30 protein-coding genes, 1 tRNA gene and 1 pseudogene are annotated in these 23,181 nt (G+C 69.7%); 6 read left to right on the top strand and 26 right to left on the bottom strand.

Translation table 11 applies throughout. From position 1 onward, the window contains the following. Window positions 1-86 precede the first annotated feature (86 nt). The gene (locus tag ACWD3C_RS11440) at window positions 87-554 is read right to left on the bottom strand and encodes a GatB/YqeY domain-containing protein (RefSeq protein ID WP_451142542.1); all 468 of its coding nucleotides are present in this window, start codon (window positions 552-554) and stop codon (window positions 87-89) included. 233 nt (window positions 555-787) lie between these two features. Between ACWD3C_RS11440 and ACWD3C_RS11435 the strand changes: the two genes are divergently transcribed. From ACWD3C_RS11435 to ACWD3C_RS11425, 3 genes are all read left to right on the top strand, one after another. After that, window positions 788-1,714 (top strand): metallophosphoesterase, encoded by a 927-nt coding sequence (locus tag ACWD3C_RS11435; protein ID WP_451142540.1) that lies wholly within the window; start codon window positions 788-790, stop codon window positions 1,712-1,714. A 75-nt stretch (window positions 1,715-1,789) separates the two neighbouring features. Continuing rightward, window positions 1,790-2,620 (top strand): Pr6Pr family membrane protein, encoded by an 831-nt coding sequence (locus ACWD3C_RS11430; RefSeq protein ID WP_451142538.1) that lies wholly within the window; start codon window positions 1,790-1,792, stop codon window positions 2,618-2,620. Window positions 2,621-2,649: 29 nt separating this feature from the next. After that, window positions 2,650-2,723 (top strand) — tRNA-Pro (locus ACWD3C_RS11425). A gap of 176 nt (window positions 2,724-2,899) precedes the next feature. Here ACWD3C_RS11425 and ACWD3C_RS11420 read toward each other — a convergent pair. Further along, window positions 2,900-3,124: a hypothetical protein gene (locus ACWD3C_RS11420; RefSeq protein WP_451142536.1), complete on the bottom strand. Its 225-nt coding sequence runs from the start codon at window positions 3,122-3,124 to the stop codon at window positions 2,900-2,902. A 245-nt stretch (window positions 3,125-3,369) separates the two neighbouring features. Between ACWD3C_RS11420 and ACWD3C_RS11415 the strand changes: the two genes are divergently transcribed. Further along, complete coding sequence (locus ACWD3C_RS11415; protein ID WP_451142534.1) at window positions 3,370-3,618, top strand: helix-turn-helix domain-containing protein; 249 nt, start codon at window positions 3,370-3,372, stop codon at window positions 3,616-3,618. Window positions 3,619-3,708: 90 nt separating this feature from the next. Here ACWD3C_RS11415 and ACWD3C_RS11410 read toward each other — a convergent pair whose 3' ends face one another. The 5 genes from ACWD3C_RS11410 to ACWD3C_RS11390 form a co-directional block, all read right to left on the bottom strand. Then, complete coding sequence (locus ACWD3C_RS11410) at window positions 3,709-3,933, bottom strand: hypothetical protein (RefSeq protein WP_451142532.1); 225 nt, start codon at window positions 3,931-3,933, stop codon at window positions 3,709-3,711. A gap of 13 nt (window positions 3,934-3,946) precedes the next feature. Beyond that, complete coding sequence (locus ACWD3C_RS11405; RefSeq protein ID WP_451142530.1) at window positions 3,947-4,351, bottom strand: hypothetical protein; 405 nt, start codon at window positions 4,349-4,351, stop codon at window positions 3,947-3,949. Next, window positions 4,348-4,815, bottom strand: coding sequence for a hypothetical protein (locus ACWD3C_RS11400; protein ID WP_451142528.1), 468 nt, complete (start codon window positions 4,813-4,815; stop codon window positions 4,348-4,350). Before ACWD3C_RS11400 ends, ACWD3C_RS11405 begins: the two co-directional genes overlap by 4 nt. Window positions 4,816-4,901: 86 nt before the next feature. Next, window positions 4,902-5,750 (bottom strand): helix-turn-helix domain-containing protein, encoded by an 849-nt coding sequence (locus tag ACWD3C_RS11395; RefSeq protein ID WP_451142527.1) that lies wholly within the window; start codon window positions 5,748-5,750, stop codon window positions 4,902-4,904. After that, complete coding sequence (locus ACWD3C_RS11390) at window positions 5,747-6,487, bottom strand: DUF6879 family protein (protein ID WP_451142525.1); 741 nt, start codon at window positions 6,485-6,487, stop codon at window positions 5,747-5,749. The genes ACWD3C_RS11395 and ACWD3C_RS11390 overlap by 4 nt, the downstream gene beginning before the upstream one ends. 152 nt (window positions 6,488-6,639) lie before the next feature. Here ACWD3C_RS11390 and ACWD3C_RS11385 point away from each other — a divergent pair, with 152 nt between their 5' ends. Together ACWD3C_RS11385 and ACWD3C_RS11380 are read left to right on the top strand one after the other, a co-directional pair. Then, entirely contained in the window at window positions 6,640-6,822 is a 183-nt protein-coding gene (locus ACWD3C_RS11385) for a hypothetical protein (protein ID WP_451142523.1), read from the top strand. An 813-nt stretch (window positions 6,823-7,635) separates the two neighbouring features. Then, window positions 7,636-8,424: a hypothetical protein gene (locus tag ACWD3C_RS11380; RefSeq protein ID WP_451142521.1), complete on the top strand. Its 789-nt coding sequence runs from the start codon at window positions 7,636-7,638 to the stop codon at window positions 8,422-8,424. A gap of 631 nt (window positions 8,425-9,055) precedes the next feature. Here ACWD3C_RS11380 and ACWD3C_RS11375 read toward each other — a convergent pair. From ACWD3C_RS11375 to ACWD3C_RS11285, 19 genes and pseudogenes are all read right to left on the bottom strand, one after another. Then, entirely contained in the window at window positions 9,056-9,343 is a 288-nt protein-coding gene (locus ACWD3C_RS11375; RefSeq protein ID WP_451142519.1) for a hypothetical protein, read from the bottom strand. Continuing rightward, complete coding sequence (locus ACWD3C_RS11370; RefSeq protein WP_451142517.1) at window positions 9,340-9,672, bottom strand: hypothetical protein; 333 nt, start codon at window positions 9,670-9,672, stop codon at window positions 9,340-9,342. Before ACWD3C_RS11370 ends, ACWD3C_RS11375 begins: the two co-directional genes overlap by 4 nt. A 357-nt stretch (window positions 9,673-10,029) precedes the next feature. After that, window positions 10,030-10,614 (bottom strand): annotated as a pseudogene (locus ACWD3C_RS11365) (N-acetylmuramoyl-L-alanine amidase); the annotation flags it as partial. Continuing rightward, window positions 10,614-10,856, bottom strand: a complete 243-nt coding sequence (locus tag ACWD3C_RS11360) for a hypothetical protein (protein WP_451142515.1) — start codon at window positions 10,854-10,856, stop codon at window positions 10,614-10,616. The gene ACWD3C_RS11360 and the pseudogene ACWD3C_RS11365, both read right to left, overlap by 1 nt. Continuing rightward, window positions 10,853-11,131 (bottom strand): hypothetical protein, encoded by a 279-nt coding sequence (locus tag ACWD3C_RS11355; protein WP_451142513.1) that lies wholly within the window; start codon window positions 11,129-11,131, stop codon window positions 10,853-10,855. Before ACWD3C_RS11355 ends, ACWD3C_RS11360 begins: the two co-directional genes overlap by 4 nt. 66 nt (window positions 11,132-11,197) lie before the next feature. Further along, entirely contained in the window at window positions 11,198-12,823 is a 1,626-nt protein-coding gene (locus ACWD3C_RS11350; protein ID WP_451142511.1) for an SGNH/GDSL hydrolase family protein, read from the bottom strand. 15 nt (window positions 12,824-12,838) lie between these two features. Then, window positions 12,839-13,756: a hypothetical protein gene (locus ACWD3C_RS11345; RefSeq protein WP_451142509.1), complete on the bottom strand. Its 918-nt coding sequence runs from the start codon at window positions 13,754-13,756 to the stop codon at window positions 12,839-12,841. 7 nt (window positions 13,757-13,763) lie between these two features. Next, a complete protein-coding gene (locus ACWD3C_RS11340; protein WP_451142507.1) occupies window positions 13,764-14,918 on the bottom strand; it encodes a siphovirus ReqiPepy6 Gp37-like family protein in 1,155 nt (384 codons plus the stop codon). A 21-nt stretch (window positions 14,919-14,939) separates the two neighbouring features. Then, complete coding sequence (locus ACWD3C_RS11335) at window positions 14,940-16,196, bottom strand: phage tail protein (protein ID WP_451142505.1); 1,257 nt, start codon at window positions 16,194-16,196, stop codon at window positions 14,940-14,942. Beyond that, window positions 16,197-18,911: a hypothetical protein gene (locus ACWD3C_RS11330; protein ID WP_451142503.1), complete on the bottom strand. Its 2,715-nt coding sequence runs from the start codon at window positions 18,909-18,911 to the stop codon at window positions 16,197-16,199. Between the two features lie 149 nt (window positions 18,912-19,060). Then, a complete protein-coding gene (locus ACWD3C_RS11325; protein WP_451142501.1) occupies window positions 19,061-19,507 on the bottom strand; it encodes a hypothetical protein in 447 nt (148 codons plus the stop codon). A 13-nt stretch (window positions 19,508-19,520) separates the two neighbouring features. After that, window positions 19,521-20,027 (bottom strand): hypothetical protein, encoded by a 507-nt coding sequence (locus tag ACWD3C_RS11320; protein ID WP_451142499.1) that lies wholly within the window; start codon window positions 20,025-20,027, stop codon window positions 19,521-19,523. A gap of 21 nt (window positions 20,028-20,048) precedes the next feature. Continuing rightward, the gene (locus tag ACWD3C_RS11315) at window positions 20,049-20,528 is read right to left on the bottom strand and encodes a phage tail tube protein (RefSeq protein WP_451142497.1); all 480 of its coding nucleotides are present in this window, start codon (window positions 20,526-20,528) and stop codon (window positions 20,049-20,051) included. Next, window positions 20,528-20,722, bottom strand: coding sequence for a hypothetical protein (locus ACWD3C_RS11310; RefSeq protein ID WP_451142495.1), 195 nt, complete (start codon window positions 20,720-20,722; stop codon window positions 20,528-20,530). The genes ACWD3C_RS11315 and ACWD3C_RS11310 overlap by 1 nt, the downstream gene beginning before the upstream one ends. Further along, a complete protein-coding gene (locus tag ACWD3C_RS11305; protein ID WP_451142493.1) occupies window positions 20,719-21,051 on the bottom strand; it encodes a hypothetical protein in 333 nt (110 codons plus the stop codon). Before ACWD3C_RS11305 ends, ACWD3C_RS11310 begins: the two co-directional genes overlap by 4 nt. 11 nt (window positions 21,052-21,062) lie before the next feature. Next, window positions 21,063-21,515 carry a hypothetical protein gene (locus tag ACWD3C_RS11300; RefSeq protein ID WP_451142491.1) on the bottom strand — a complete coding sequence of 151 codons (453 nt, stop codon included), beginning with the start codon at window positions 21,513-21,515 and terminating at the stop codon, window positions 21,063-21,065. Further along, a complete protein-coding gene (locus tag ACWD3C_RS11295) occupies window positions 21,516-22,334 on the bottom strand; it encodes a hypothetical protein (protein WP_451142489.1) in 819 nt (272 codons plus the stop codon). It lies immediately after the preceding gene. A gap of 13 nt (window positions 22,335-22,347) precedes the next feature. Further along, window positions 22,348-22,761, bottom strand: coding sequence for a hypothetical protein (locus ACWD3C_RS11290; protein ID WP_451142487.1), 414 nt, complete (start codon window positions 22,759-22,761; stop codon window positions 22,348-22,350). Further along, window positions 22,758-23,126: a hypothetical protein gene (locus ACWD3C_RS11285; RefSeq protein WP_451142485.1), complete on the bottom strand. Its 369-nt coding sequence runs from the start codon at window positions 23,124-23,126 to the stop codon at window positions 22,758-22,760. The genes ACWD3C_RS11290 and ACWD3C_RS11285 overlap by 4 nt, the downstream gene beginning before the upstream one ends. Between the last annotated feature and the right edge of the window lie 55 nt (window positions 23,127-23,181).

Here is a 23,181-nt window from a genome sequence, read left to right as displayed (position 1 = left end):
GGGGGGGGGGGGGGGGGGGGGGGGCGCCCGGGGGGCCCCCGGCCCCCCCCCCACCGCCGTACCGCGTGAAGGGTGCTCGGGGTTGTTCAGCCGCCCGCGAGGAGCTGCTTGACCACGGCGGCGACACGGCCGCCCTCGGCCTGACCGGCCACCTTCGGGTTGACGATCTTCATGACCTGGCCCATGGCACGCGGCCCCTCGGCCCCGGCCGCCCTGGCCTCTTCCACCGCCTGGGCGACGATCTGCTGGAGCTCCTCGTCGGACAGCTGCTTGGGCAGGTACGCGGCGAGGACCTCGCCCTCCGCCTTCTCCCGCTCGGCCTGCTCGGGACGGCCGCCCTGCGCGAAGGCGTCCGCGGCCTCACGCCGCTTCTTGGCCTCCTTGGCGATCACCTTCTGGACCTCGTCGTCGGAGAGGTCGCGCTTCTGCTTGCCCGAGACCTCCTCCTTGGTGATCGCGGCGAGCGTCAGCCGGAGCGTCGAGGAGCGGAGCTCGTCACGCTCCTTGATCGCGGCGTTGAGGTCTTCCTGCAGCTTCGACTTGAGCGTGGTCATGGGGTCGATTGTCGCAGGTGTGGCGCGGCGACCGCCCGTCGATTTCGCCGGGTGGGGGCGGAGGTGAGGGCGGCGGGGCGGGGTGAGCGGGACAGGGTGAGCGGGACAGGGTTGTCCACAGGAGAGCTGTTGTCCACAGGAGGACTTGGCAGTCGTACGCGTTGCGCCCATGGTTGTCCACGGTTGTCCACAGGCGGGGACGCGGGGGTGGCGAGGTCTGACACGATGGGCGTATGCGAGCGCGATACGGAGTACCTCTGGGGATGGCGGCGGCCGGCGCCGCCGGGCTGGTGTACGCGGCGGGGTTCGAGGCCCGTTCGTTCCGTCTGCGGCGGGTGACGGTGCCGGTGCTGCCACCGGGTATGCGGCCCCTGCGCATACTCCAGGTCTCCGACATCCACCTGGTCGGCGGGCAGCGCAAGAAGCAGCGGTGGCTGCGCTCGCTGGCCGGGCTGCGCCCCGACCTCGTCCTCAACACCGGGGACAACCTCTCCGACCCCGAGGGCGTCCCCGAGGTGCTGGACGCGTTGGGCCCGCTGATGGAGTTCCCGGGGGCGTACGTCTTCGGCTCGAACGACTACTACGGCCCACGCCCGCGCAACCCTGCCCGCTACCTGATGGAGAAGGCCCAGGGCCGCCACGGCCTGAACGGCAACGCCCCCGTGGTCGGCGCGGTCCACAACCCCTGGGAGGACCTGCGCGACGGCTTCGACGCGGCGGGCTGGCTCAACCTGACGAACACGCGCGGGACGCTCAAGGTCGACGGCGTGGAGGTGGAGCTGACCGGCCTGGACGACCCGCACATCAAACGCGACCGGTACGCGCACGTGGCCGGCGGCCCGTCGGAGTCGGCCGACTTCTCGATGGGCGTGGTGCACGCCCCGTACCTGCGGGTGCTGGACGCCTTCACGGCGGACGCCTACCCCTTGATCCTGGCCGGCCACACCCACGGCGGCCAGCTCTGCATCCCCTTCTACGGCGCCCTCGTCACCAACTGCGACTTGGACACGGACCGGGTGAAGGGCCTGTCCACCCACACGGCGGAGGGCCGGACCGCGTACCTCCACGTCTCGGCGGGCTGCGGCACCAACCGATACACGCCGGTACGGTTCGCCTGCCCGCCGGAGGCTTCTCTGCTGACGCTGGTGGCGCGGGAGTAGGGCTGGACTCGGCGGGGTAACCCGCACGGATCATCCCACCAAGCCCGTTTTGTCCCGGCGGCTTAGCGTGAGCGCATGACCGCACCGATACCCAGGGACATACCCGACCTGCCCGCGATCCCCGGCATCCCCGCGCTGATGCCGTCGGCCGTACCCGCGACAGCGGTGGTGGCACCGGCACGGCGCCCGGCAACGGCCGTCTTCCGCGCCCTGGTGGCACTGACGGCGGCCGCGGGCGTGGGCATCGACCTGCTCCTCGGCAGCCCGCTCCAGGTCCTGAGCCACTTCACGGCCCAGAGCAGCGTGCTGGTGGCGCTCGTCTTCACGTTCTCCGCCGCCCGGGCCTGGACGGCACGCCGCCCCCTGCCGCCCCTCGTGACGGGCGGCACCCTGCTCTACACCTCGATCGCGGCCCTGGTGTACCACGCGCTACTGGCCAACGCATCAACCCCGTTCTCCGCAACCGAAGCCACCGCCGCCCTCACCGGCTGGCACGCGGTGACGAACCAACTCCTGCAAACGGCGGTCCCCATCGCGGTCGCCCTGGACTGGCTGCTCCTGACCCGCCCGGGCCCCCTACGCCTGGCATACGCACCCACGTGGCTCCTCTACCCCCTCGCGTACCTGGCGTTCACCCTGACCCGCGCCGCCCTCCTGACCCCGGACTGGCCGACCCCGTACCTCTACCCCTTCCTCGACGTCGCCCGACACGGCTACAAGAGCGTCCTCGGCAACGCCCTCCTCCTCGGCCTCTCCATCTACGCCCTCACCCTCCTCCTCACCGCCCTCGACCACCTCCGCCCCGACCCGGTACGCCCCCACCACCACCGCCGAGACCGCCGCGACCGCCGCAGCCGCCTCCCCGAAAACCGGATTTCGTCTCCGGCCACCGGTGGGCTAAAGTAAACGACGTCGCCGCGACAAGCAGCGGCAATCGGGGTGTAGCGCAGCTTGGCAGCGCGCTTCGTTCGGGACGAAGAGGTCGTGGGTTCAAATCCCGCCACCCCGACAGAAAAGAAGAAAGAGAGAGGCCGTTTCCCCAGGTGGGAAGCGGCCTCTCTCTTCTTCGTCCTATCGCGAGGCATGGCTCTGCATGGCTCTTCCTGGGGCAGCATGGGGGCTCGTGCCCCAGATCTGCCCCAGCCCTGCCCCAGGCCCGGGGCGGCTACCCCGCAGCTCACCGCGTCACTCAGGCTGCCCGATGCCGCCGGGTACATACGGGCGATCGCGCCGGATCATGCGCGCCCGGCGCTGCTCCTCCTGCGCCAGGACGCAGCTGCCGCACAGGGTGAGGGCGATCACGCCCTCCTCGGCCTCATCGCCGCGGTACCCGACGACTGTGACGAAACGGTTCGGCGACTCGCACATGAAACAGTTCCCGACTTGCCAGTCATAGAAGGCGAGGATCACGGGCGGAGTGAGCCTGTAGGTGGCGGAGCGCGAGGCCTGGGTTTCGGGTAGCCAGTCAGGACGCTCGGGCGGCACAGGGGCGCCCGGGGCCGGCTTGCTGTCACTCACTACACACTCGCCTCTTTGTTCGATCCCCCCGGAGCTTAGGTGTACTGCCCACGCTGCTTCGGCCAATATCCATCATGCGGGAAATGCAGGCGAATTCGCCTACAGACTTCTGATCATGGAGTTAACAGCGTGGCAGGGTGCCATTGCCCTCCCCGCCTCCGGACCAGGACCAGTTACTCGCGCGGCGTATCGCCTTCGGCGCACGGCTTCGCGCGGCCCGGCGTGCGGCAGGCCTCACCCAGGAGCAGCTGGTGGAACGCGCGGGGATAGACCGGGCTGCCTACTCGGAAATCGAACGCGGGCAACGAGATGCGCGACTGTCCACACTGCTGCGACTCGAGAGCGTGCTCGGCGCGCGCTTGGACCTACTGCCCGAGGAGCGATAGGACCGTTCCGAACGAGCGGCCGCCTCCGGCGGGGAACCAGAGACGGCCGCTCCTTCCCGGTGCCGGCGCGAACGCGCCGGGGACCGGGGCCTATAAGGGCTCGGGGAACCTGACGGTCTGGTACGCCTCCCAGAGCAGGGCTCCCGGCGAGCACCGCTCGTCTCCCAGCCAGCAGCGCTCGCACGCTGAGGCGTGGTCGATCCAGGCACCATGCGCCCTCAGGATCTGGACGTACCGCCCGCTGTCGGCCACGAGTTGCCGGTGGCCGAAGGCACCGCTGAAGGTGTCGCGCAACTCCCACCGAACCGAGTTCACCCCGGTCTCCACGTCAGAGCCGGACGCCGATAGCGACCCGGTCGTTACCCGTGAGGGCCAGGATGGCGCGTTGAACGATCAGCATGCGGCGCTCGTCGAGGTCCGGCACCGCGGCAAGAGTGACCTGGCCGATGCCCACGATGGACAGCACCAGCCCCAGGAACGCGCGCTGGTGTTCGTCGAGGCCGAGCGTGTAGACGCGCCCCGACAGCCTCTCCCAGAGCGCCGTCACGCGACCGTCCTGCTCGACGACCAGCGTGCTCCGGACGTTGTCGCGGGCCAGGATCGACGCCTCGTCGACCAAGGCCTGCATCGCGATACGGTCCCGGCCCTCCCTCGCAGACTTCACCAGCTCGGCGCCGAGTCGCTGAAGGCCGTGGCCGGCCTCGTCGGACGGTGTGATCGGTGTCGTCGTCATGCTGGTATCTCCGGGGTCGGTCGATAGCCGCCGGGGCCGAACACGGCAGCGAGCAGAGTGGGATCGGTCAGGTGGCCGGAGCCGTCGGGACGCCAGAGCCAGAACCGGTTGTCGACGAACACGTCCATCGGCGGGCAGTCCAGGACCCAGCCCGCTGGCTGCACCTCCAGCTGCCGGACGTCCGCCAGTTCCTCGGCGGCATCAAGGGGCACCAGCCACCACGCCTGCCCCTGCTCTCCCTCGACGAGTACGGGACCGCGCTGCTTCTCGGGGATGCGCGAGGCCACGCTCATGGCGATGGTGAGGCCGCACTCGGCGACGAGCCAGTGCTCGCCTGAGGTGATCGGAGCGAGAGCGTGGTTGTTCCAGGCTTTGCGTACGAGGTCCGGGTGCGCGGAGCAGTCGGCGAGCCACGCGTTCCCAGCCTCGTACTTCTCAGCGAAATACGTCTCCGGTTGCGCCATGTCCGGCACGCTACGCAGCACGATTGCGCAGCCGCACAGCGATTGCGCGCGATTGCGCGAGGAGGCTCGGGAGTTGCCGTGATTGCTTAGGGAAGGTCCAGCGAAGCCCTCGCCCGGCCGATCAGACGACGCGCCGGCGCTCCGTACTCCGCGGACTCGGCCAGCCAGTCCCACGCCCGCTCGTACAGAGCGATGTCCTCCTCACCGGTGAGCCAGAGTTCCTCGCTGATCGTCTCGACGATGACCAACCGCTGGTCGTAGATCCAGAAGGCGTGCGGTGCCGTACGGCGCAACTGCGCGCCGAACGGGATGACGCCGAGCTCCACCCGGCGCTGGCCTACCAGGCCGTACAGGCGGTCCAGTTGCTCGGCCATCACATCCACCGGACACGACCGGTGGTACAGAGCCGCCTCACACACGAGGAACCGGAACAACTTGCCCGGCTCGTACAACGCCGCCTGACGGCGCATCCGCGTCTCCACCGCGGCCTCCGTGGTCGGCGCGATGCCACGGAACTCCGCGTTGGAATCGAAGATGACCCGGGCGTACTCCGGCGTCTGGAACAACCCCGGGATGCGCGACACCTCCAGACCGCGGATCGTCCTCGTGGCATCCGTCTGCCGGACGGCGATCTCCTGGCGGCCGCGGTGACCGCCGACCAGCTGCCGCCGCCACGAGCGATGGCGCTGCTTCATCTCCAGCCCGGCACGCAGGCCCTGCAGCTCGGCCTCGACGTCCGGCCGGCCGACGGCCCGCGCCCACGCGGTGAGGTCGGCGGCGCTGGGGGTCTGCTTGCCGTTCTGGAGCCGGGACACCTTCGACGTCTGCCAGTCCAGCCTGGCGGCCAAGTCCTTGCCTTCCAGGCCAGCCTCGGCGCGCAGCTCACGCAGCCGCGCGCCGAGTGCCTCTCTGGCGGTCTGGAAGTCTGTGCTCACACAGTGGAACGTACCCGCCTGGCGAACTCTTCGGTACGTACAGCGTGGTGCCAGGCGGCGTCACGGGCCTGGCATACTGCGAGTACCTCGGCCGGATCCTCGGTGACGTACACACCGAGGGTGGTGTCGTCCTCATCGAAGGCGAAGCGGGCCACGATCCTGGAGTCGATGAGCCAGAAGTCGTACTCCGGCAGCCGTAGTTCCTGCGCCCGGGTGCGGGCCAGGTTGCGGATGTCCTCCCCCGCGGCGACGTTGCTGGGTGCGCTGGCGAGGAGGAACTCCTGTCCCTGGGTGGGCGGCTCGTCGACGATGCGTACACGCTCGAACCGCTTCCCCATAGCGGTCTGCTCGGCGACGTTCTCCCGCCAGGCGTTGGCGGCCTCGGTGGCGATGTCCTCTCCGTCCAGCCAGCGCTGCCACTTGGGACTGTTGCGGTCGGAGGCGTAGCCGCGGCGGGTCTCCAGCCGCCAAGCGGTGTGCTTGAACTCGCGGAAGAGGTGGGAGACCGAGGAGAACGGCTGGAGCTCGGGTGCCTCGTTCCTGGGGGCGAAGCGGGTGAGCAGGCTGCGCGGTATGCGGACGAAGGTCTCTGACTCCTTCACGTCCCGCAGCTGCGCGAGGTGTTCCGGGGTGGTCTCGCGCTCGCCCTGGACGAGGATCTCGTCCGTGCCCTCGATCTCGTACAGGGTGGGGCAGTCGCCGTCGTCGCTGGTCGTGCCGAGGAACCTGAGCGTCATGTCGCCCTCCGTCTGCGCTGGTTGGAGATCCAGGATGCATAGAGTTGGCCGGATCTTCCTGCGGGTTGCAGCAGATTGCTTCGTCTGAGGAGAAGTCCAGGATTGCGCGCAACGGACCCGGCTTCGTCAGCCGCTGACCGTACGCTTCTTCCATGTCCCCACACCCCAGCTCTGGCTCCGTGCGGTCTGCTGCGGCCGTGAACGAGGAGATCCGTGCCCTGTGGCTACGCGCGGGCGGCCGGCTGACGGCCGAGCAGACAGCCGTGTACCGGCGACTGGTCGTGGAGTGGGCAGACGCCGTACGCGCCGAGGCCGGAGCCGTCGAGGCCGCGTAACGCCGAAGCCCCGCCACGGTGGCGGGGCCTCGGATGGCTCGAGCCGGTACGCCTTCCCGGTACTGCCGGCGCCAGACGCTCGAGCATTTATAGGGCGGGGCGGCAGGGTCCGCGTTCAGGCCATAGTGCGGCAGCCTCGCCGGATACCGCCCCGTAGGGCCGGACCGGCTCCCATCCCTGGACGCCCCTGTCATTTTCATGTGGGAGTCCTGCGGCGCGTACGCCTACGACGATCGTAGCCGAGCGCAGGGGAAGCCGAACGGACGACTCTCAGCAGAAGCCTCAGCACGGATATCAACAGTGCGGCATAGTGTGTGCACATCGTGGAGGGGGGCACGTTGTCACGACAGTCTTCGCCACTACTGACACAGCAGTCAGTAGGCCTACTGCTTTCGAAGACCTCCAAAGCAACCACAGTCGGGACGATCGCCTGGAAGTCCCAGCGATCTGTGACTGTGGGATGCGTCCAGGTCCGGACAGCTCTTCCGGACCTGGAGGAGGGGATCATCCGCATCCATATCCGCTGGCCAGCGCCTTCACAACCGCGCTATCAGTACATCATCGGTGGAGCCTCAGTACGCCGCCTGTGCGTCAACGATCCGCATCCCCCGTATGACGGAACCCACAAGCACATGATCAACCCGTTGGGCACTGAGGAAGACGCTTACCAGCCCACCGACATTCCCGCAGTGCCACTCGCACCCCGAGTCGCACCCGGAACCTACCGTGCCATCCTGGAAGCATTCGCGAGCGAGTGCGAAGTGAGCCTCGGTGAAGATTTCGTCTGGACTGAGCCGAGAAGGAGGCCGTGACATGGACCCGAACAGTGTCGTTGCAGCGCTCCTGAGCTCCATCAATGACAGGATCTTGATCCACGAATACGGTGACGGCCTCCTCGTGGACCTCCCCCTCACCTACAGCGACGGCGACAGTGTCCGCCTGCTCCTGGAGCCCTTGGGCACAGGCGTGCGGGTATCCGACCAAGCCTCCGCCTACGAACGACTGCTCCTCGCGGACGTCAACACGGAGACCGGGCGCGTCGCTGAGGCCATCGCGACCACAGTCCGAGTGGCCGGCCTCGCTAACGTGGGCAGTGAGGACGATGAAATCGCGACCTTCGGTCCGCTCGAAGACCTGGGCACGATGATGCTCGCCGTCGCACAGGCCAGCATCCGGGTTGAGCAGCTCCGCTGGCTCGCCGTCCGACGCTCTCCTGTCCGTTTCGCGGACAGGGTCGTCGAGCGCGTGCAGTCGGTAGCGAAGCGCGACTGGAGGGTCGAGCGAAACGCGTCCGTACGGTTGCGGTCCGGCCGGGAGCGGGCCGTGACCGTCGCTGTCGAGACAGCGACCGCTGCCGCGTATGTGCAGGCTCTCAGCGTCAAGGACAAGGACCAAGCGGCCGAGCACTGCTACTACCTGTTCAGCTGGGCTGACGTACCGACGCGAAGCCGGGTCGCCGCTCTGGACGGTAAGCGGTCAGATTGGCCGAGCGAGATCCTGAGCGAGCTTGGCAGCGTCGCCGATGTCGAGTTCTTCGGAAAGCAGGGTGCCGTGGAGTCGGCAATCCGAAGGGCGCTCCACGAAACTGCACCTACGCACTGAGTTTTGCGTTTAGTGCCGCTTCGGCTGACTCCCAGCACGGCGAAAGCGAAGGCCCCCGCCGCCGCCCCGAAGGGCAGCAGCGGGGGCCTTCGTTCAGGCGTTCCTCCAGCGCGGCTCACCGCGCCCCGTCCACGCGTCCGCGCCACGACAGCCCTCACACGTCCATGCCTCATGCGGAACCCGGCCGATCACCTGGTGGTCGCGCTTCACCACCGTCGCCGGAGCCCCACACGGGCAACCCGCCGCCCGGCTCCGGGCGTTCTCCCGCCGGAAACGAGCCTCCGCCGTACGGGCGCGAGGCAACCAGTGACTCATGGATGTGCGGTCCAGCCTCAGCAGCACTCGGTCAAGAAGCATGGCCCCATCGTGACACGACGAACGGCCCCCTCCCGACCCCCACGAAGGGGCCGAGAGGGGACCGTTCGTCACCCACCCAGGATGTGCACGAGGAACCAGGCCGCGAACGAGCACCACACCACACCGAACACGGCTGCACCCGCACGCGTACGCACCCGGAACCACACCCGCGTCCGCTCGCTGAGCGTGTCCCCGCCGCGGGCGTTGCGCAGCGCTTACACCTCGAATGCGGCGCCCGCCGCCAGCAGCCCGCCCCACACCCAGTCAGCGGCGCTCATTGGCCCACCGCCTGCCACACCGCCACCCCGAGCGCGCCGGCCGCTGTCACCGCGGTGACAGCCTGCACCGGCCAGCGGTTCCGCTTCAGCTCCTCCACCTCGCCACGCAGGTCCGCGATGTCCTGGTCGTGATCCTCGCGCAGCTGCTTGACGTCTTCCTCCGCCCGGTCCGTGCGCTGCAGCAGCACGTCGAGGCGTCCGTCCAGCCGCGCGAACCCGGCCTCCATCGTGCCGTTCAGCCGCTCCAGCCCCAGCGCCACGTCGTGCTGCTCCGGCGGCGTCACACGGCACCTCTGGCCGGGGACACCTGCCCGCGCGTCAGCAGCCCGAGCACAGCGAGGACTACCGCGTTCGTCGCACCCACCGTCTCCGGGCTGACCTGGAACCCGTACGCGGCCAGCAGCGCCGCACCCGCAGCGACCACGCCCGTGAACGCCGACGGCGCGATCGGCCTGGTCGCCACCGCCGCGATCGCCGCGAACACCGCGGAGATGACGGCGACGATGCCGCCCGCCTGCTCCGTGCTGAGGCCGACGTTGAACGTGACGACGAGGGACAGGGCCGCGCTGACAGCGGCGACAATGAGAGCCGGTTCTCTGTCGAGGATCTTCATGGGTCAGGACTCCTTCGTGAGTGCGGTGGCGAGCCGGTCGAGGGCGGCCTGTGCGCCGGCCTCGGCTGCGGCCTGGAGTTCGGCGGCGTCGAGTCCGCCGCCCTCGGCGAGGCGGGCGAGGACCGCGTCACGCGCGGCACCCCGCGCGGCCACCTCCTTCAGCGCGGCCTCCACGCGGGCCAGGCGCGCGGTGTTCCCCCAGCTGCGGCGCTCCATCGGGAGCTTGGCGGGGTCGTCGCTCAGGACGTTGTCAGCCATGTGCCCCCACACAGCCTTCGCGACCTTCTTCGCGTCCTCGTCGGTCAGAGCCATGTCGTCGTTCTCCTCACTGGTCTGGCCCCCACTCGGGGTGCCGGTAAGCCGGTCGGCGATCCGGGCCCGCATCGACTCCATGGCGAAACCGCGCGGGTCGACCTTCCCGGGCTGCCACTCCAGGTGGCCGATCACCGACCGCGCCGACCAGCCGTGGTGACGGCAGATCGCCGCCGACACTCGCTCGATCGCCTCCAACTGCGCGGGCGGCCACGGGTCGTTGCCGTCGCCGAGGTTCTCGCACTCGAAGCCGTAGAAGTGCCGGTTCCCGTCGGTCGTGGCCTCGTTGTCGGCGGGCAGGGCCCGCTCGGCGATGACGGCCTGGAGGACGTCGGGGTCGCCCGAGCCTGCATGGTTGGCGCGGCCGTAGCCGACGAGGTGGACACGGCCGTCCTTGGTGATGACGCCGTGGCACAACGGACCGGGCAGACCCGCGTATCCCTCGGTGCAGATCCTGACCGTGGCGGCGCTGCCCTTGGTGACGGTGTGGTGGATCATCACGCCGTGGACGGGACCCCACGGGCCCTTGTGGTTGCGGTTGTGGGTGGGCCAGTTGCCGACCTCGACAACGGTGACGCCCTCGGCGCGCAGCAGCTCGGCGAACGTCGCCGGGGTGGGTGGTGTGGCCATCACACACGCTCCGGTTCGTCGTTGCCGTCGTGGAACTGACGCGCAGCCCAGAAGCTCTCGCTGGTCTCGCCCCCGCGGCTCACGAAGGCGACGACAGACGCCCACGTGTCCGCATCCAGCGTCACGGTCTGGTGAGCGCCTGGCCCCAGGCTGTCCGGCGCGAGGATGCGCACCGAACCGTCGTCTTCTCGGCGGAAGTACCAGCCGTCGCGCGCATGGAAGCCGTTGGTGTCGAGGCTCATGACCTCACCGGCCAGGCCCACGTGCCGGGCTCGTCGCCCTCGTGGCGGGACGTTGCCCAGTGCGCGTCCGGGCCGTCGAGAAGCACCTTGAGGTTGCAGACGCCGTCGGGGTTGCCGGGGAAGGTGCGGACGATGACGGCCGGGTAGGCCTGCCCGGCGTCCACGAAGTTGCCGTGCACGCCGTCGTGGGCGCGCTGTTGGGTGATGTGTCGGGCGTCGTCCTCCGACAACTTGTAGAGGACGATCCGCCCGACGGACGGTTGCGGTTGCGACATGAGCCCTCCCAGGGCATGAAGAAAGCCCCGGCCAGCAGGCTCAGGGCGTACAAGAGTTGAGGCAGGTCAGGCGGGCATGAGGACCTTGAAGGCCTCGACGAACCGCCTCGCCAAGTAGGCGTGCCCCACATCGTTCGGGTGCACGTTGTCCGCGCCGATGTACACCGACTCGTTGGCGTCGGTGATCCACGCCCCTTGCGTGTCCAGCACCGTCCCCGCACCATCGCGGACCTCGCCGGTGATGGTGGAGATGAAGGGCAAGCCCGCAGTCAGCGCGGCGGCCTGGAGCGTGGCGTCGGTGTTCGTGAGCGTCGCGGTGGGAGAGCCGGTCGGTGACCAGCAGCCCATGACGTACACCTCACCACCCGGGATGACCTCGGCCTTCAGCGTGGCGAACAGGTCCTCGGCGGCGGTCTGGATCGTCGGCTGACTGCCGCCTGAGTCGTTGTAGCCGCCCCACACGATCAGCCGGTCGAACGAGTACGGCGTGATGTCCCCGGCCACCCGGTTCTCGAACGTGGTGTACGAGCCGGGGGTGATGTAGCCGGTGCCGCCGCGGCTCTGGTTCCACGCGTCCGTGCATCCGAGCATCCGGGCCGCCCGGTACACCCACGTACCGATGCCCGCGCCCGTGTTCTCGCTGCTGCCGTCCGAGATGCTGTCGCCGAGGATGCCGAGCCTGCCGCCGCGCGAGGTGACCTTCCAGGCGGTCGCGCCAGGCTCCAGGAAGACACCGCCGAACGGCATCGTCGTGAAGTCGAAGCGGATCCGCCTGGGGACGGCGCTGGCGAAGGTGAACTTCAGGACGTGCCGGGAGCCGGCCGAGCTGGCGCCGGTGAGCTGAGCAAGGTCGGTGAGCTTGCGGCCGTCGATGGTGAGCCGGTACTTCGTCGCCGACGAGATGTACTTGAAGAGGATCTCGAACTCGGCCGCGTCAGTCCCGAACTCGACGCTCCAGTTGGACTGCCCGCTGGAGTAGGTGTTGGGATAACGGCTGGTCGGCAGGTACAGCTCTGTGTCGGGAAAGACCGCGCCGAACTGGAACGACCCCGCGCCGAGGTAGAGGAACGGGCCCGTGTCCGGCTCCAGCAGCGCCTGCGCGCTGGGGATGCTCGATGTCGACTGCGGTCCGGACAGGGTGATCGTCGGCGACTCGTCTGACACCGCGTCCGCGTCCACGACGTCCGGGATGTCGCGGCGCCGCCACCCGGCACCCCACCGCATCTTCGTGGTCTGGAGCGAGTCTCCGATCAGCGTCATGCCGTCGCTGGCTACCCCGACCCGGTCGACCGTGGCGACCCCGGTCCCGGCGAGCAGGTCCCCGGCGGCACTGACCGCGTCCGTGGTCAACGCCGATGCCTCCAGGGCGTCGAGGTCCATCTCCACCGTGGACAGGTCCTCGCCCACATCGGTGGCCACCGTCCGCCGCCTCGGCCCTGCGCCGCCGTTGGCATCCAGGTACATCGACCGCACCCCGTCGGGGCCGAAGAACTCCGGCAGGGCGCCCTCGGTGTTGCTGGTCAGGGTGGTGATGGGCGTGGTCCCGTCGATCTCCACGAGATCGGTGTACTCGGAGCCGCCGTCCGCCTGGTTCCATGCGGTCACGGTCGTGCTGGGCTCCAGCGTGGCGGCGTCGTCGACGCCCACGCTGATGACGTAGTCGGCGACGCCGCCGAATCGATGCCTGGCCACAAGTACTCAGTCCCTTCAGAACCGCAGGTAGGTCATGGTGAGGCTGAGGGTGTGGCCGGGGCTGACGGTGTCAGACGCCTTCGATACCCACATCTGCCCGTCGGTCCGGACCTCCACGCGGCAGGTCTCGCGGGTCGTGAAGACACCAGTGAAGTAGTGGATGCGCGTCAGCGGGCGCAGCGTTGACGGGACGACGGCCAGCAGCGATTCGGAGGCCGAGAACAGCGGGGTCAAGATCCGCTTCTTGGAGATCCGCAACGTCACCACGTTGCCCATCCGGCGCCCCACCGCGCCGCCCAGGTTCTCCCACTGGTTGTGCCCCGCGGACAGCGCGATGTCGCCGGTGTCCTCCCACAGCAGCTCCCACGCACTGCCCGTCCACAGCCGGAGAATCCCGGTGTTCGTCTCCAGGATCTGGTCCCCACGCCTCGGGCTCAGCGGGCGGGTCGACGACGTGCACGGCCGGATGCGGCCGCCGACGTACTGCTCCTCGCGGGTCACCGTCACGGACGTAGCGGAGTCGACGACGGTGACCCGGGCGAGGGGGATCTCCCACACACCGGTGGTGCCCGCGTCCTTTGTCAGGGACGGGGCGCCGGCGCCGGGGGTGCCCTCGATGACGACGGCGCGTACGTCCCACGTGGACCGGTCGAGCTGGAGCACCACCCGGTCGGTACGCGTCGACCCGCTGGAGTTGGAGGTGATGGTGAGGGTGTCGGCGACCGCGCCCGAGTGCCAGGCGTGCCCGCGCACCGACGCGTAGACGTCGGAGCGTACGGTCACCTGCAGGCCGGTTCCTGCCGAGCAGACCGCGGTGTCCGCCGGGGAGCCGTCCACCCCGTCATCCGAGAACCGGGCGGCGATCTTCTCGTATTCGGCGTCGGTGACGTTCCTGCTGTTGTGGTTTGGTGACGGCCAGGAGTCCTGAGCCATGAGCTGTCTACCTCGCTTCCAGTCGGCCGAGCCTGCGGCCTAGTTCGCGGACCAGCCGCACCATCTGCGGATCGGATGTGGCCTCCGGCGACCCGACCAGCGAAGTGACGTACTCACCCGCAGTGGGGGTGGCCTGCAAGTGGATCGAGCGCACGACGTCGGCGACCTCCACCCCCGTGGGCAGGGCGATGGTCACGCGGTCGCCGAGGCCAAAGTCGACGCCGGCGCGCAGGCCTTCGGTGTCGACGGTGACCGTGGCCAGCTCGACCGGGGCCGCGCCGCCCGCGAGGGCCTCGTTGCCGTCCTGCGTCAGCTCCCCGTTGGTGTCGTCGTCGGCGGTGCCGTTGACGAGCTGCTCCACCCGCCACCACGCGGACGCCGCTGCGGTGTCGGCGACCTCGACGTAAGCGCGCGGCGTGGCCTGGTCGGAGCCGGTGACCAGGGCGTGCGTGACCGTCGGCGCGGACTGCTTGTAGGTGACCGCGCGCAAGTTCCCCAAGCCCTCGCTGAAGCGCGCGGTGCTGGTGAGGTCGGCGGGCTGGTACACCTCGAACTCGATCTGCGTCGCGGTCTGTCGTGTGCGGAAGCCGAGGCCGCCGCCATCGATGGCCACCCTGCGGCACGTGGCCAGCAGGCCTTCGAAGCGGGTGTTCACCGACGTGGTGGTGCCCACCCCGGCCACGCCCCCGAGGGCGAAGTTCGGGATGCGGCGGGCCGCGATTGCGGCGGGCCCGCAGTTGAGGTTGACCAGCGTGCGGAGGATCGTCTCCGCGTTCGTGGAGGTGAGCTGGTAGGCGGTGTCCGGCTGCGCCGACCATGCCGCCGCCGGGTCGGGCCAGGTGACGTATCCGGCCGGCCTCGCCAAGTCGTCGCTGATGTTCACCGTGACCTTGCCTGGCGGGCGTTCGCCCTCGCTGCTGACACCCCAGGAGAAATCCTGAGGGATCTCCAGAGGGCCGGCCATCCAGATGGCGCCGTCGCGGATGACCACGAGGCGGTTGCCGGGCTGGAGCTGGTCCATGACGTACGGGTGCGCGACCAACTCGACGGACCCGCTACCGGGTTCGTTGAAGCGGATCGTGACGTCGAGGCTGGTCCAGTCGGCGAGGGGACGGCCCTGCACGGTCAGGGCCTGGTCGGTGACGAGGAGCTGGATCGCCAACGCCCCACCCCCTTCCGGTTGTCAGGCGGTTTCGTAGCGCGGGTTGAACGTCAGGTCGACCGCGCTGCCCGCGGCGGCGCCGTCGAGCTGGAACGTGACCTCGTTGTCGCCGGGGTCCAGGGGCCACAGGACTGCGCCGGGCCAGTCGACGGCACCGATCCAGTTGGTGGTTGACCCCTGCGTGGTGGTGTTGATGGTGACGGTGCCGCCGGTCAGCCCGGTCGGGGTGACCGTGACCTCGGGCACGTCCACCCCGAGGTACTGCCCCGCGAAGGACAGCGTGATCGTGCCGGGCAGGGGCCCGCCGGTCACCGTGACCTCGCCCGCCTCGACGTTCGACATCGCCTCCAGCGCGGCCTGCACGGTGGCTGCGTCCGCGTCGTAGGCGATGGACGCCGTGGTCTGCCCGTCGAACGTGATCGTGATCGTGCCCGCGCTCGCCGCGCCGAGGTCGATGGTCTGCACCTCGGCCGTGAGCTTCCGTACCTGGGGCGGGTCGGTAGACACGATGACCTGCTCGGTCGCCAGCAGCGACCCCGACACCTCCGACGGATCGATCACGAACGCGTCGCCCGTGTCGGTCCGGGTGAACGTGATCAGACTCGCGGGGCCCGTGATCGTCCACGTCGGCCACACCAGCACATCCCCGGGGTTGTCGACCGTGGTCGCCCCGAGGACCTGCCCCGACGACACCGACGGGTACGGCTCCAGGTAGTCCTCCCCCACCCCCTGCTCCCGGTGCACCACCACCGCCTTGGCGTCCTGCCAGTACGGGTCCTCACACCACAGGGTCACGACCGCGCTGTCCCAGGTGATACCGCTCGCCACCTGCCCGCGCCCGTCCCACCCGTCCTCGTAGTACACGGCGATCGTGCGCCTGCCGCCGTCCGGCCGCGCCACCTCCAACGTCCCCGGAACCCGCACCCCGCCCGGCCCACGTCGCAGGGTGCGAGTGAACGCCTTCGCCAGCGCCCGCCAGTTCGCCGTGAACGTCGTGTGATCAGTCCCCTTGACCAGGACCGGCCACACGATCGTGCGGGGCTCCGGCTGCACATGCCTGAGCCGGGCCCCACCCCGCGGATGCGGATCGGACGTCAGCGTGTACGGCGCCGCCCCCAGCCCGGACACGCCCTCGGCGAGCGCGTACCACTCGCCTGCGAGATCGGTCATCGGCCACCGCGTGCCGGACGGGTCGATGTACGTGATGCTCGCGTAGCCGATCTCCGGCACCTCGACAGCAGGCGGGGTACCTTCCTGCGCCGGTGTGATCAGGGGCATCTACCGGGGCCTCCCCACACGCTGCCGCGCCTCTTCCTGCCGCTGCAACAGCCGCAGGTCCTCCACGCTGATCACCGACTGGCGGGGATACACGTTGTACGTCACCCGCTGCCGCTCACCGGTGGCCGCCGAGGATGCTGCCGGTGCGGCGGGCATGCCGGCCGACGGAGCCGCCCGGCCCGTGGGCAGGCGCCCCTCGTTGAGCGCGGACAGGAACTCCAGCCCGTACCGCCGCACGGCGGCCGCGCGGACCACGAACTCGTTGTGAGACGCCATGATCAAGTTCGAATCCGACGTCTCCGTACCGGCGCCCTGGATCAGGCCGCCCGCCGCCTTGCGCTGCAGCGGGCCGGGAATGTGCGACCGCTCGTACTGCGTCCTCACGTAGGTGGTGGCCGTCGTGCCGTCGATGTTGGCCAGGCGGCGGCGTGCCTCGGCGATCGCGTCCTTCAGCTGCTGGATCTCACCGCGAATGTGCGTCTTCTTCTCGTCCGGCGCGTTCCGCAGCCGCTCCTTGGCGTCGGCCAACTTCCCTTTCAGGTCCTGCAGGTCGCCCTTGAGATAGGCGGTCTTGTCCGGCGTGTCGAGGATCTGATCGGCAAGGGCCTTGGCCTGCTTCTCGTTGAGGCCCATCTGCCTGGCGTTCCTGATGAGCTGCTTCCGGCCCCGCTCATAGGTCCCGCGGACCTCGTCCCACGAGGCCCCCGACTCCCGCGCGGCCGCCGTCGCCGCATCGGTCCTCGCCGCCAGGTCCCGCAGCGCGGACTCCGCGTCACGTCCCTTCTGCGTGGTCAGATCGAGCTTGCCGCCGCTCGCCTCCCACACGTCGGCGTACTCCTTCGCCGCCTCAGCCGTGTCGTCGACGGCCTGCTCGAAGGCGTTCTGCGCCCCCAGCGCAGCACGGTTGACGTCGTTGAGCGCCTGGATGGACTGGCGTAGTCCGTCGGCGGACTGCTTCTGCTCGTCCAGCTTCTCCTGGACCTCCTGGGCCTGCTGCCCGAACAGGCCCATCGACTCAGCCGCGAGCTGCTGTTCGAACCGCTGAGCGGCAAGGGCGTCGTCGTAGTCGTTGGTGAACTTCTTCAGCCGGTCCAGGTCGCCGCCGCCGGCGATCCACGCCTTGCGCAGGATCTCGTACTGCGCTGCCGCCTGTTCCGGCTTGCCGCCCTTGACCAGGTTCGCCATGGACTTGTCCCAGGCGTCGACGTTCTCCCGCGCCGTGGAGATACCGGGCCCGGTCGCGATGCCGACCCACGTGCCGAAGTCGGAGGTGAGCTGGGCGAGCTTGTTGTCCGAGGCGCCCTTCGACACGATCGCGATCGACTTCGACATCTCGTCGAGGTTCGTCTTCAGCACGCCGGTCAACTCACCGGTCTGCACCAGCGTGTTCAGTGACGTCGACAGCGCGTCGATCTCGACGGCGGGCTTGTTGTCGGACAGCTCGTGCAGGACCAGGACGAGGGCACCGATCCCGGCGACCGCGGCTCCGATCCGGGCCTGCGCGGGCAGCGTGGCGATCGCAGCCCGCACCCTGGCCAGCCCGCTACCGGCCCCGGTGGACGCGGCCCTCACGGCGGCAACCTGGGTACTCAGGGCACCGAGCGCGGCCCCGGCCGCGCCGATGCCCACCGTGGCCAGGCGTACCGCCTTGATAGCGATGGCCAGTTGCAGCAGCGTCGCGATCGCATCCGGGGGAACGGCAGCGACGATGCCGGACAGGACGTTGATGACGTCGAGCATGCTGACGCCGATCTCGGAACCGGCCTCCAGCACGTGCAGGAGCGCGTCAGCGACGTTCTCCAGCGTGTCCCACACCACGGGCCCGTTCTCGCGGGCGTAGTCCATGAACCGCTCGAAACCGCTGTCGTCGAGCTCGCCGGAATCGAGCTTGGCCAGGAACACCGTCAGCTCGTCGACCGCGTGATCCAGCGTACGGTCGGCGAAGTCGGTGACCTTGTCATTCAGCCGGTCGAAGCCCGGCGTCTGGATACCGCCGCCGACCAGGGTGATCAGCCGGTCGAACTGCGCCGACGCGCCCTCGACCAGGCCGGTCGTCTCCGGCAGCAGAGCATTCGCGACAGCGACGCCCTTATTGAACGGGCCCATCACATCGTCGGCGAGGCTGTCGGACCACTCCTGGTAGTTGTCCTTCAGCAGCCCGACAGCGACCGCGGCCTCCCGCGTGGGCGGCGGCAGCTTCTCCAGCTGCCGCTGGTACTCCAGCTGCGCCTTGACCGCTTCCTGCGAGGCCGCACCGGAGGCGTCGACGGCGTCCTCGTACTTCTGCTGCGCCTCGACGGCCTCACTGATCGCGCTGATCTGCGGGCCGAGCGCCAGCGCGTAGGCGCCCGCGGCCAGGGTCACCGCACCGAACTGAGCCGCCAGCGTCGCCGCGGTCCCGGCAAGGGCAGCCGTCACCGGGATCGCCGCCGGAGCCAGCGAGATCAGGTTCGCCTTCAGGGACTCGCCCAGCTTGCGCCCCGAGTCCGACAGCGCGTTGAACCGGGTGCGGACCTGAGCCGTCCGGTCGTCGAGGCGCCTCTGCGCGTCGGCCGTCGTCAGGAGCTGGCCCTGCAGGTCGCGCAGCTGTCCGTCGGCGTCCGCAGTGATGCCGGACATCCGCAGCCGCAGCCGGTCCGCACTGTCGGCCGTGCCGTTCATGACGCGGGACAGCTCATCGCGACCGGCGAGGGTGAACGTCAGACGCTCGGTCACCAGCTCACCCCCCTCTACTACTTCTCACCGCGTGGCGATGTGCCGGTTGATCCATGCGACCGCGGATTCAAGTTCGCCGGCGGACAGGTAGCGGATCTCCCAGGGGCGGATGTGCAGGTAGTGCGCGAGCAGCCACCGGTACTCGACGATCAGGCCGCGGAGTCCTGGCGGCCCGGAGCCAAGTGGCCTTTTCCCAGCGCGTCGAGCGCAGCGTCGATGTCGCCCGCAGCATCGGCGAGCCTACGCAGATGCGGCAGCATCGCGTCGATCGCGGAGTCCTGATTCTTCGCCAGGGCCTCGGTCATGATGCTGGTCAGCACATCGTCGATCTCGGCCCGCTCGATACTCGCCTTCAGCCGGCGCCGCCACCCGGGCACATCGAACGAGCCGAACTCCAACTCCGGCTTGTCCCTCTTACGGAACGCCCACAACACCGCGCGCATCGCGGTGGGGTCCTGGCCGCGCAGCCGGTCCTCGATAGCCCGCCACGGCACATCGCCCATGGCCTCCTCGATGGCGGCCGACTCGATCGCCGACAGGTCCTCGGTCGACACCCGCTCCACGGTGCCGCCATCCTGCGTGTACGAAATGATCATCCGTTGTCTCTTCTCATTGAAGGTCCCGGCGCACGTCGTCCAGGACCCGCTCGACTTCAGCCCGCATCCGCGGCATACCGGCCTGGACGGTGCGTGACCACCAGCCGGTCGGCCGCGCCCACTGGGTCACCCACCGGCGCCGGTTACCGAACACCGGATGCCGCACCCGCCCGTTCTCGATCACCCACGGCATGTTCCGCAGATCCACCGGGAGCCGGGAGCGGTCCATCCACACCCGCGCGCCCGGGCTGCCGCCCTGACGGACACTGATCCGTACGCCCCCGGCGAGGGTGGCCCGCAGCGGCCGTGTCGTCGGCGACGGGCCGCCGCGCGTCGTGCGGCCAGGACCGGGCAGCTGCACGCCGCGGATCGCCTGCTGCAGGTCCTTCTGCAGGGGCTCGGCCGCGCGCCGCAGGCGGCGGGATGTGTTCTGGCGTAGCCTCGGGCCGCCCGCGCGCCGTAGCCGACGGGAGAGTTCCACCAGCTGGCCGGTGCCCAGGATCTGTACCGAACTCGGCATAACCAGCCCCTCCTTCAGATTTCAGGCGGGGATGGTGACGTTCTCGGCGGGCTCGGACGTGATGGCGAACTGGGCCATGATCTGCGCCGCCGTGTCGAGTTCCCTCACTTTGGCCTGTGAGGTGACCGTCACCGGGAACACATCCATCGTCTGCCCGGACACGTCGCCCTCGTCCATCCACACGATGAACCCCGCAGCGTCCCGCGTGAGCAGGGTCCGCACATCGTTGCCGTCCTTCGACGCCCAGAACGTCAGCGACGAGTCCGCCGCGGTGATCTCACCGCCCACGACCGGCGTGAACCGCGAGCCGAGCGCCGGGGTGGGCACCGTCCCGGACGTGGTCTGCCAGCCAGCCATGGCGCCGGTCTCGCCCTCCAGCGCCGTGCCCGCGTCCAGCTCACCGCGCAACGGCGCGGACTTGTCCGCAATGCTCGGCACCCACAGCACCTTCGTCGTACCGCGCCGGTAGTAGCGGGTGGACGCGTTGATCGGAGTCGCCATCAGCTCTCATCTCCCTTCGGGGACTGCCGACGGCGCCTCGCCGCGGCCTTCATCGTCTTCGTCTGCGACGTGGTGTGCGGCTGGTCCTCGACGATCTGCCAGCCCGCCGCCTGGTGGTGAGGCACCGACACCTCATCGACCTCGATCCGCTGGTCGGCGGGCAGGCTCGGGTGCGTCATCGTCACGCGGGTCACGAGACGGGCACCCGGAGAACCGCCACGGTCACCGACGTGACCGCGTCGTAGGTGATCGAGGCCCGGCCCGTGGACGCATTGCGGTAGTCGCTGGTGACGCGGATCGCCTCCTCCGCGCCCGCGGCCACCACCACGTCCCGGTCGTCGATCCCCAGACCGTTCACGGTGCCGGGCGTCACCAGCGTCACCGTGTGCGGGCTGGCGTCGTCGTTGCGGACCATCAGCAGCACACCGGGCCCGGTCTCGCAGTCGTCGCCGCCGCCCGCCGCCGCGGTGTACGGCACAGCGGCGCCGGCCAGTGGCACCACCGTCGTCGTCAGTGCAGCCATATCCGTTCTCCTTAGGTGAAGGCGTGGCCGGCCACCGTGAGCAACAGCACCGCCTGTACGCCCTGGTCGGTCTGTTCCTGTGTGAGCTGGCTCGCTTCGATCGCGGCCTCGAGCTCCGGCAGGCCGAGGTTCGGCGCCGTGCGCAGCCAGGTCTCTACGACGCGGCCGATCTCATAGGCGCGCGCACGGGCGGCCCGTACGTCGGTGTCCCCGCGTGACGCGATCGCCGCCACGGTGATCTGGAACTGTTCCTCGCGGCGGGTGCCCAGTCCGGCCCAGCCGCCCACGGTCTGCGCCGCCTGGAAGTCCCCGGCCGGGTCGCCGTCGAAGCCGATGATCAGCCAGTCCTGTGCGCTGTCCTCGGTCACCTCCGGGCCGTCCGACACGGCCACGCCGTCCAGGTCGCCATCGGCTTGTCCCAGCGCCACCAGGGCGTCGATCACTTCGGGTACACGCGATCCCATCTATGCCACTCCTGGGGGAAGTCGGTCCGGCGCCAGCAGTTCCACGGCCCGGTTGGGGACGGCATAGCCGAGGCCGGGGATCGGCTCGGTCACGCTGTAGTCGTCGCCGCCTCCGGCCAGTCCGCCACGGCGGCCGGCGCGCTGCGTGCGCCAGAGGTGTTCGAGGATGATCCGCGCCCCGGCGGTGATGTTCTCCCGGATACTCGCGCGCCCGGCCGTGTAGGTGGCGCGCAGAGGACCGCACAGCCAGCCGCCGTCCTTACGGCGGACGATGCCGGTATCGCCGTCCAGATCGAGGTCGGCGACCGCGTACGAGGTACCGCTGTCCAGGACGGCCGCCACCGTGGTCAGCGACAGGGCCGGGACCTGGCGCAGCGCGAGCACCCTGGTACGGCCGACGTCGTGGTCCTCGGTCACGGACCGGGCGATGACCGGGCCGGTGTAGAACTCCACCGCCCGCGTCGTTGCGTTGTTCCAGAACCGGAGCTCGTCGTCATCCCGCGTGCCGGTGATGTTGACGTGCTTCTTGGCGTCGGCCAGCGACAGGATCGCCGGGGGCGCCGCCTCCTGGACGTCGAAGACGTCCGTGTACGCGTGCGCCGGGCTGGTCCACCCCCAGCGCACCGTGTGACGGCCGGGCATGGTCGTGACGTAGTCCGCCTGGTAGAGGCCCGTCGAAGTCTCCGTGACGGCCGGTGTAGCGGTCGTATCGTCCGGCAGCGTGACCGTCACGACGGCCGTCGCCGCGGTGGCCAGCGTGCCGCCCGGGTCCCGGCACTCTGCGGTCAGGCGCGCGGTCGCGCCGAGGTCGAACGGCACCAGTCACCGCCGGTCATGCGCGGGCCGGAGGCATGTGCCTCGGCCAGCCCAGCAGGATCACCGCGTCGTAGAAGCCACCGGTGACCGGGGAGCCGGTGACGTTGACGACCGCACGCAGGTACCGCTGGTGCCCGGTGTAGCCGATGTCGTACGACTGCGCGTCGTTCGCCGAGGTGATGGCGGGCTCGCTGCCCTGGAGGAACTCGTCCGTGACCGGCGTCCAGTTGGAGTCGTCCGGGGAGTCCTCCACGACGACGGTGTGCGTGCCGTCCGTGACCACACCGACGTTGACGACGACCATCGCGGAGCGGAAGCCGCCCTCGTCCGTCATCCGGTCCACCGTCGTACCGGTCACGGTCGCGGTCCGCTCGGCGGCCGGAGCGATCGTCGGCACGGCCAGGGCCGTGTTGTACAGGCTGCGCCTCATGCTGCGCCCGTCCCTTCCGTGCTGCCTGGCTCCGTCGTCTGCGGGCCGGACTGACCGTCCTGCCCCTGTCCGCCGGGGGCGCGTTCTGTCTTCTGCGTGGGGGGCTTCCCGGCACTGGTCTTGGCGGCCGGCTTGCCCTTGGGGGTCCGCTTGACCGTTCGGGTCAGCGACCGGCGGGCGCCTGGCTCCGCCGTCGCCTCCTCCACCCGCGTGCGGTCCTGCACGTAGGTTTCCACGTCCTCGAACAGGTGCTCGCGGCCCTTCAGGACCGGGTCGTCGTCGTTGACGAGCGCGCCCGCCCTCATCACCCGGGGCACTCCGCCCACGGTCGCCGCGAACGACGACCTGCACCGCTTGATCGCCACAGCGCAACTCCTCTCTCGTACGGGAGGCCCGGAAGCAGGTTGCTTCCGGGCCTCA

This window comes from Streptomyces sp. NPDC002845 (assembly GCF_053591955.1).
The sequence above is the reverse complement of the archived record's forward strand: the minus strand, read 5'-3'. Positions and strand labels throughout refer to the sequence as shown.

Coding starts and splice junctions, on each gene's coding strand:
- ACWD3C_RS11440 (WP_451142542.1), bottom strand. CDS start 554: ATGACCACGCTCAAGTCGAAGCTGCAGGAAGACCTCAACGCCGCGATC.
- ACWD3C_RS11435 (WP_451142540.1), top strand. CDS start 788: ATGCGAGCGCGATACGGAGTACCTCTGGGGATGGCGGCGGCCGGCGCC.
- ACWD3C_RS11430 (WP_451142538.1), top strand. CDS start 1,790: ATGACCGCACCGATACCCAGGGACATACCCGACCTGCCCGCGATCCCC.
- ACWD3C_RS11405 (WP_451142530.1), bottom strand. CDS start 4,351: ATGACGACGACACCGATCACACCGTCCGACGAGGCCGGCCACGGCCTT.
- ACWD3C_RS11400 (WP_451142528.1), bottom strand. CDS start 4,815: ATGGCGCAACCGGAGACGTATTTCGCTGAGAAGTACGAGGCTGGGAAC.
- ACWD3C_RS11390 (WP_451142525.1), bottom strand. CDS start 6,487: ATGACGCTCAGGTTCCTCGGCACGACCAGCGACGACGGCGACTGCCCC.
- ACWD3C_RS11385 (WP_451142523.1), top strand. CDS start 6,640: ATGTCCCCACACCCCAGCTCTGGCTCCGTGCGGTCTGCTGCGGCCGTG.
- ACWD3C_RS11380 (WP_451142521.1), top strand. CDS start 7,636: ATGGACCCGAACAGTGTCGTTGCAGCGCTCCTGAGCTCCATCAATGAC.
- ACWD3C_RS11370 (WP_451142517.1), bottom strand. CDS start 9,672: ATGAAGATCCTCGACAGAGAACCGGCTCTCATTGTCGCCGCTGTCAGC.
- ACWD3C_RS11360 (WP_451142515.1), bottom strand. CDS start 10,856: ATGAGCCTCGACACCAACGGCTTCCATGCGCGCGACGGCTGGTACTTC.
- ACWD3C_RS11355 (WP_451142513.1), bottom strand. CDS start 11,131: ATGTCGCAACCGCAACCGTCCGTCGGGCGGATCGTCCTCTACAAGTTG.
- ACWD3C_RS11345 (WP_451142509.1), bottom strand. CDS start 13,756: ATGGCTCAGGACTCCTGGCCGTCACCAAACCACAACAGCAGGAACGTC.
- ACWD3C_RS11335 (WP_451142505.1), bottom strand. CDS start 16,196: ATGCCCCTGATCACACCGGCGCAGGAAGGTACCCCGCCTGCTGTCGAG.
- ACWD3C_RS11325 (WP_451142501.1), bottom strand. CDS start 19,507: ATGATCATTTCGTACACGCAGGATGGCGGCACCGTGGAGCGGGTGTCG.
- ACWD3C_RS11320 (WP_451142499.1), bottom strand. CDS start 20,027: ATGCCGAGTTCGGTACAGATCCTGGGCACCGGCCAGCTGGTGGAACTC.
- ACWD3C_RS11315 (WP_451142497.1), bottom strand. CDS start 20,528: ATGGCGACTCCGATCAACGCGTCCACCCGCTACTACCGGCGCGGTACG.
- ACWD3C_RS11305 (WP_451142493.1), bottom strand. CDS start 21,051: ATGGCTGCACTGACGACGACGGTGGTGCCACTGGCCGGCGCCGCTGTG.
- ACWD3C_RS11300 (WP_451142491.1), bottom strand. CDS start 21,515: ATGGGATCGCGTGTACCCGAAGTGATCGACGCCCTGGTGGCGCTGGGA.
- ACWD3C_RS11290 (WP_451142487.1), bottom strand. CDS start 22,761: ATGAGGCGCAGCCTGTACAACACGGCCCTGGCCGTGCCGACGATCGCT.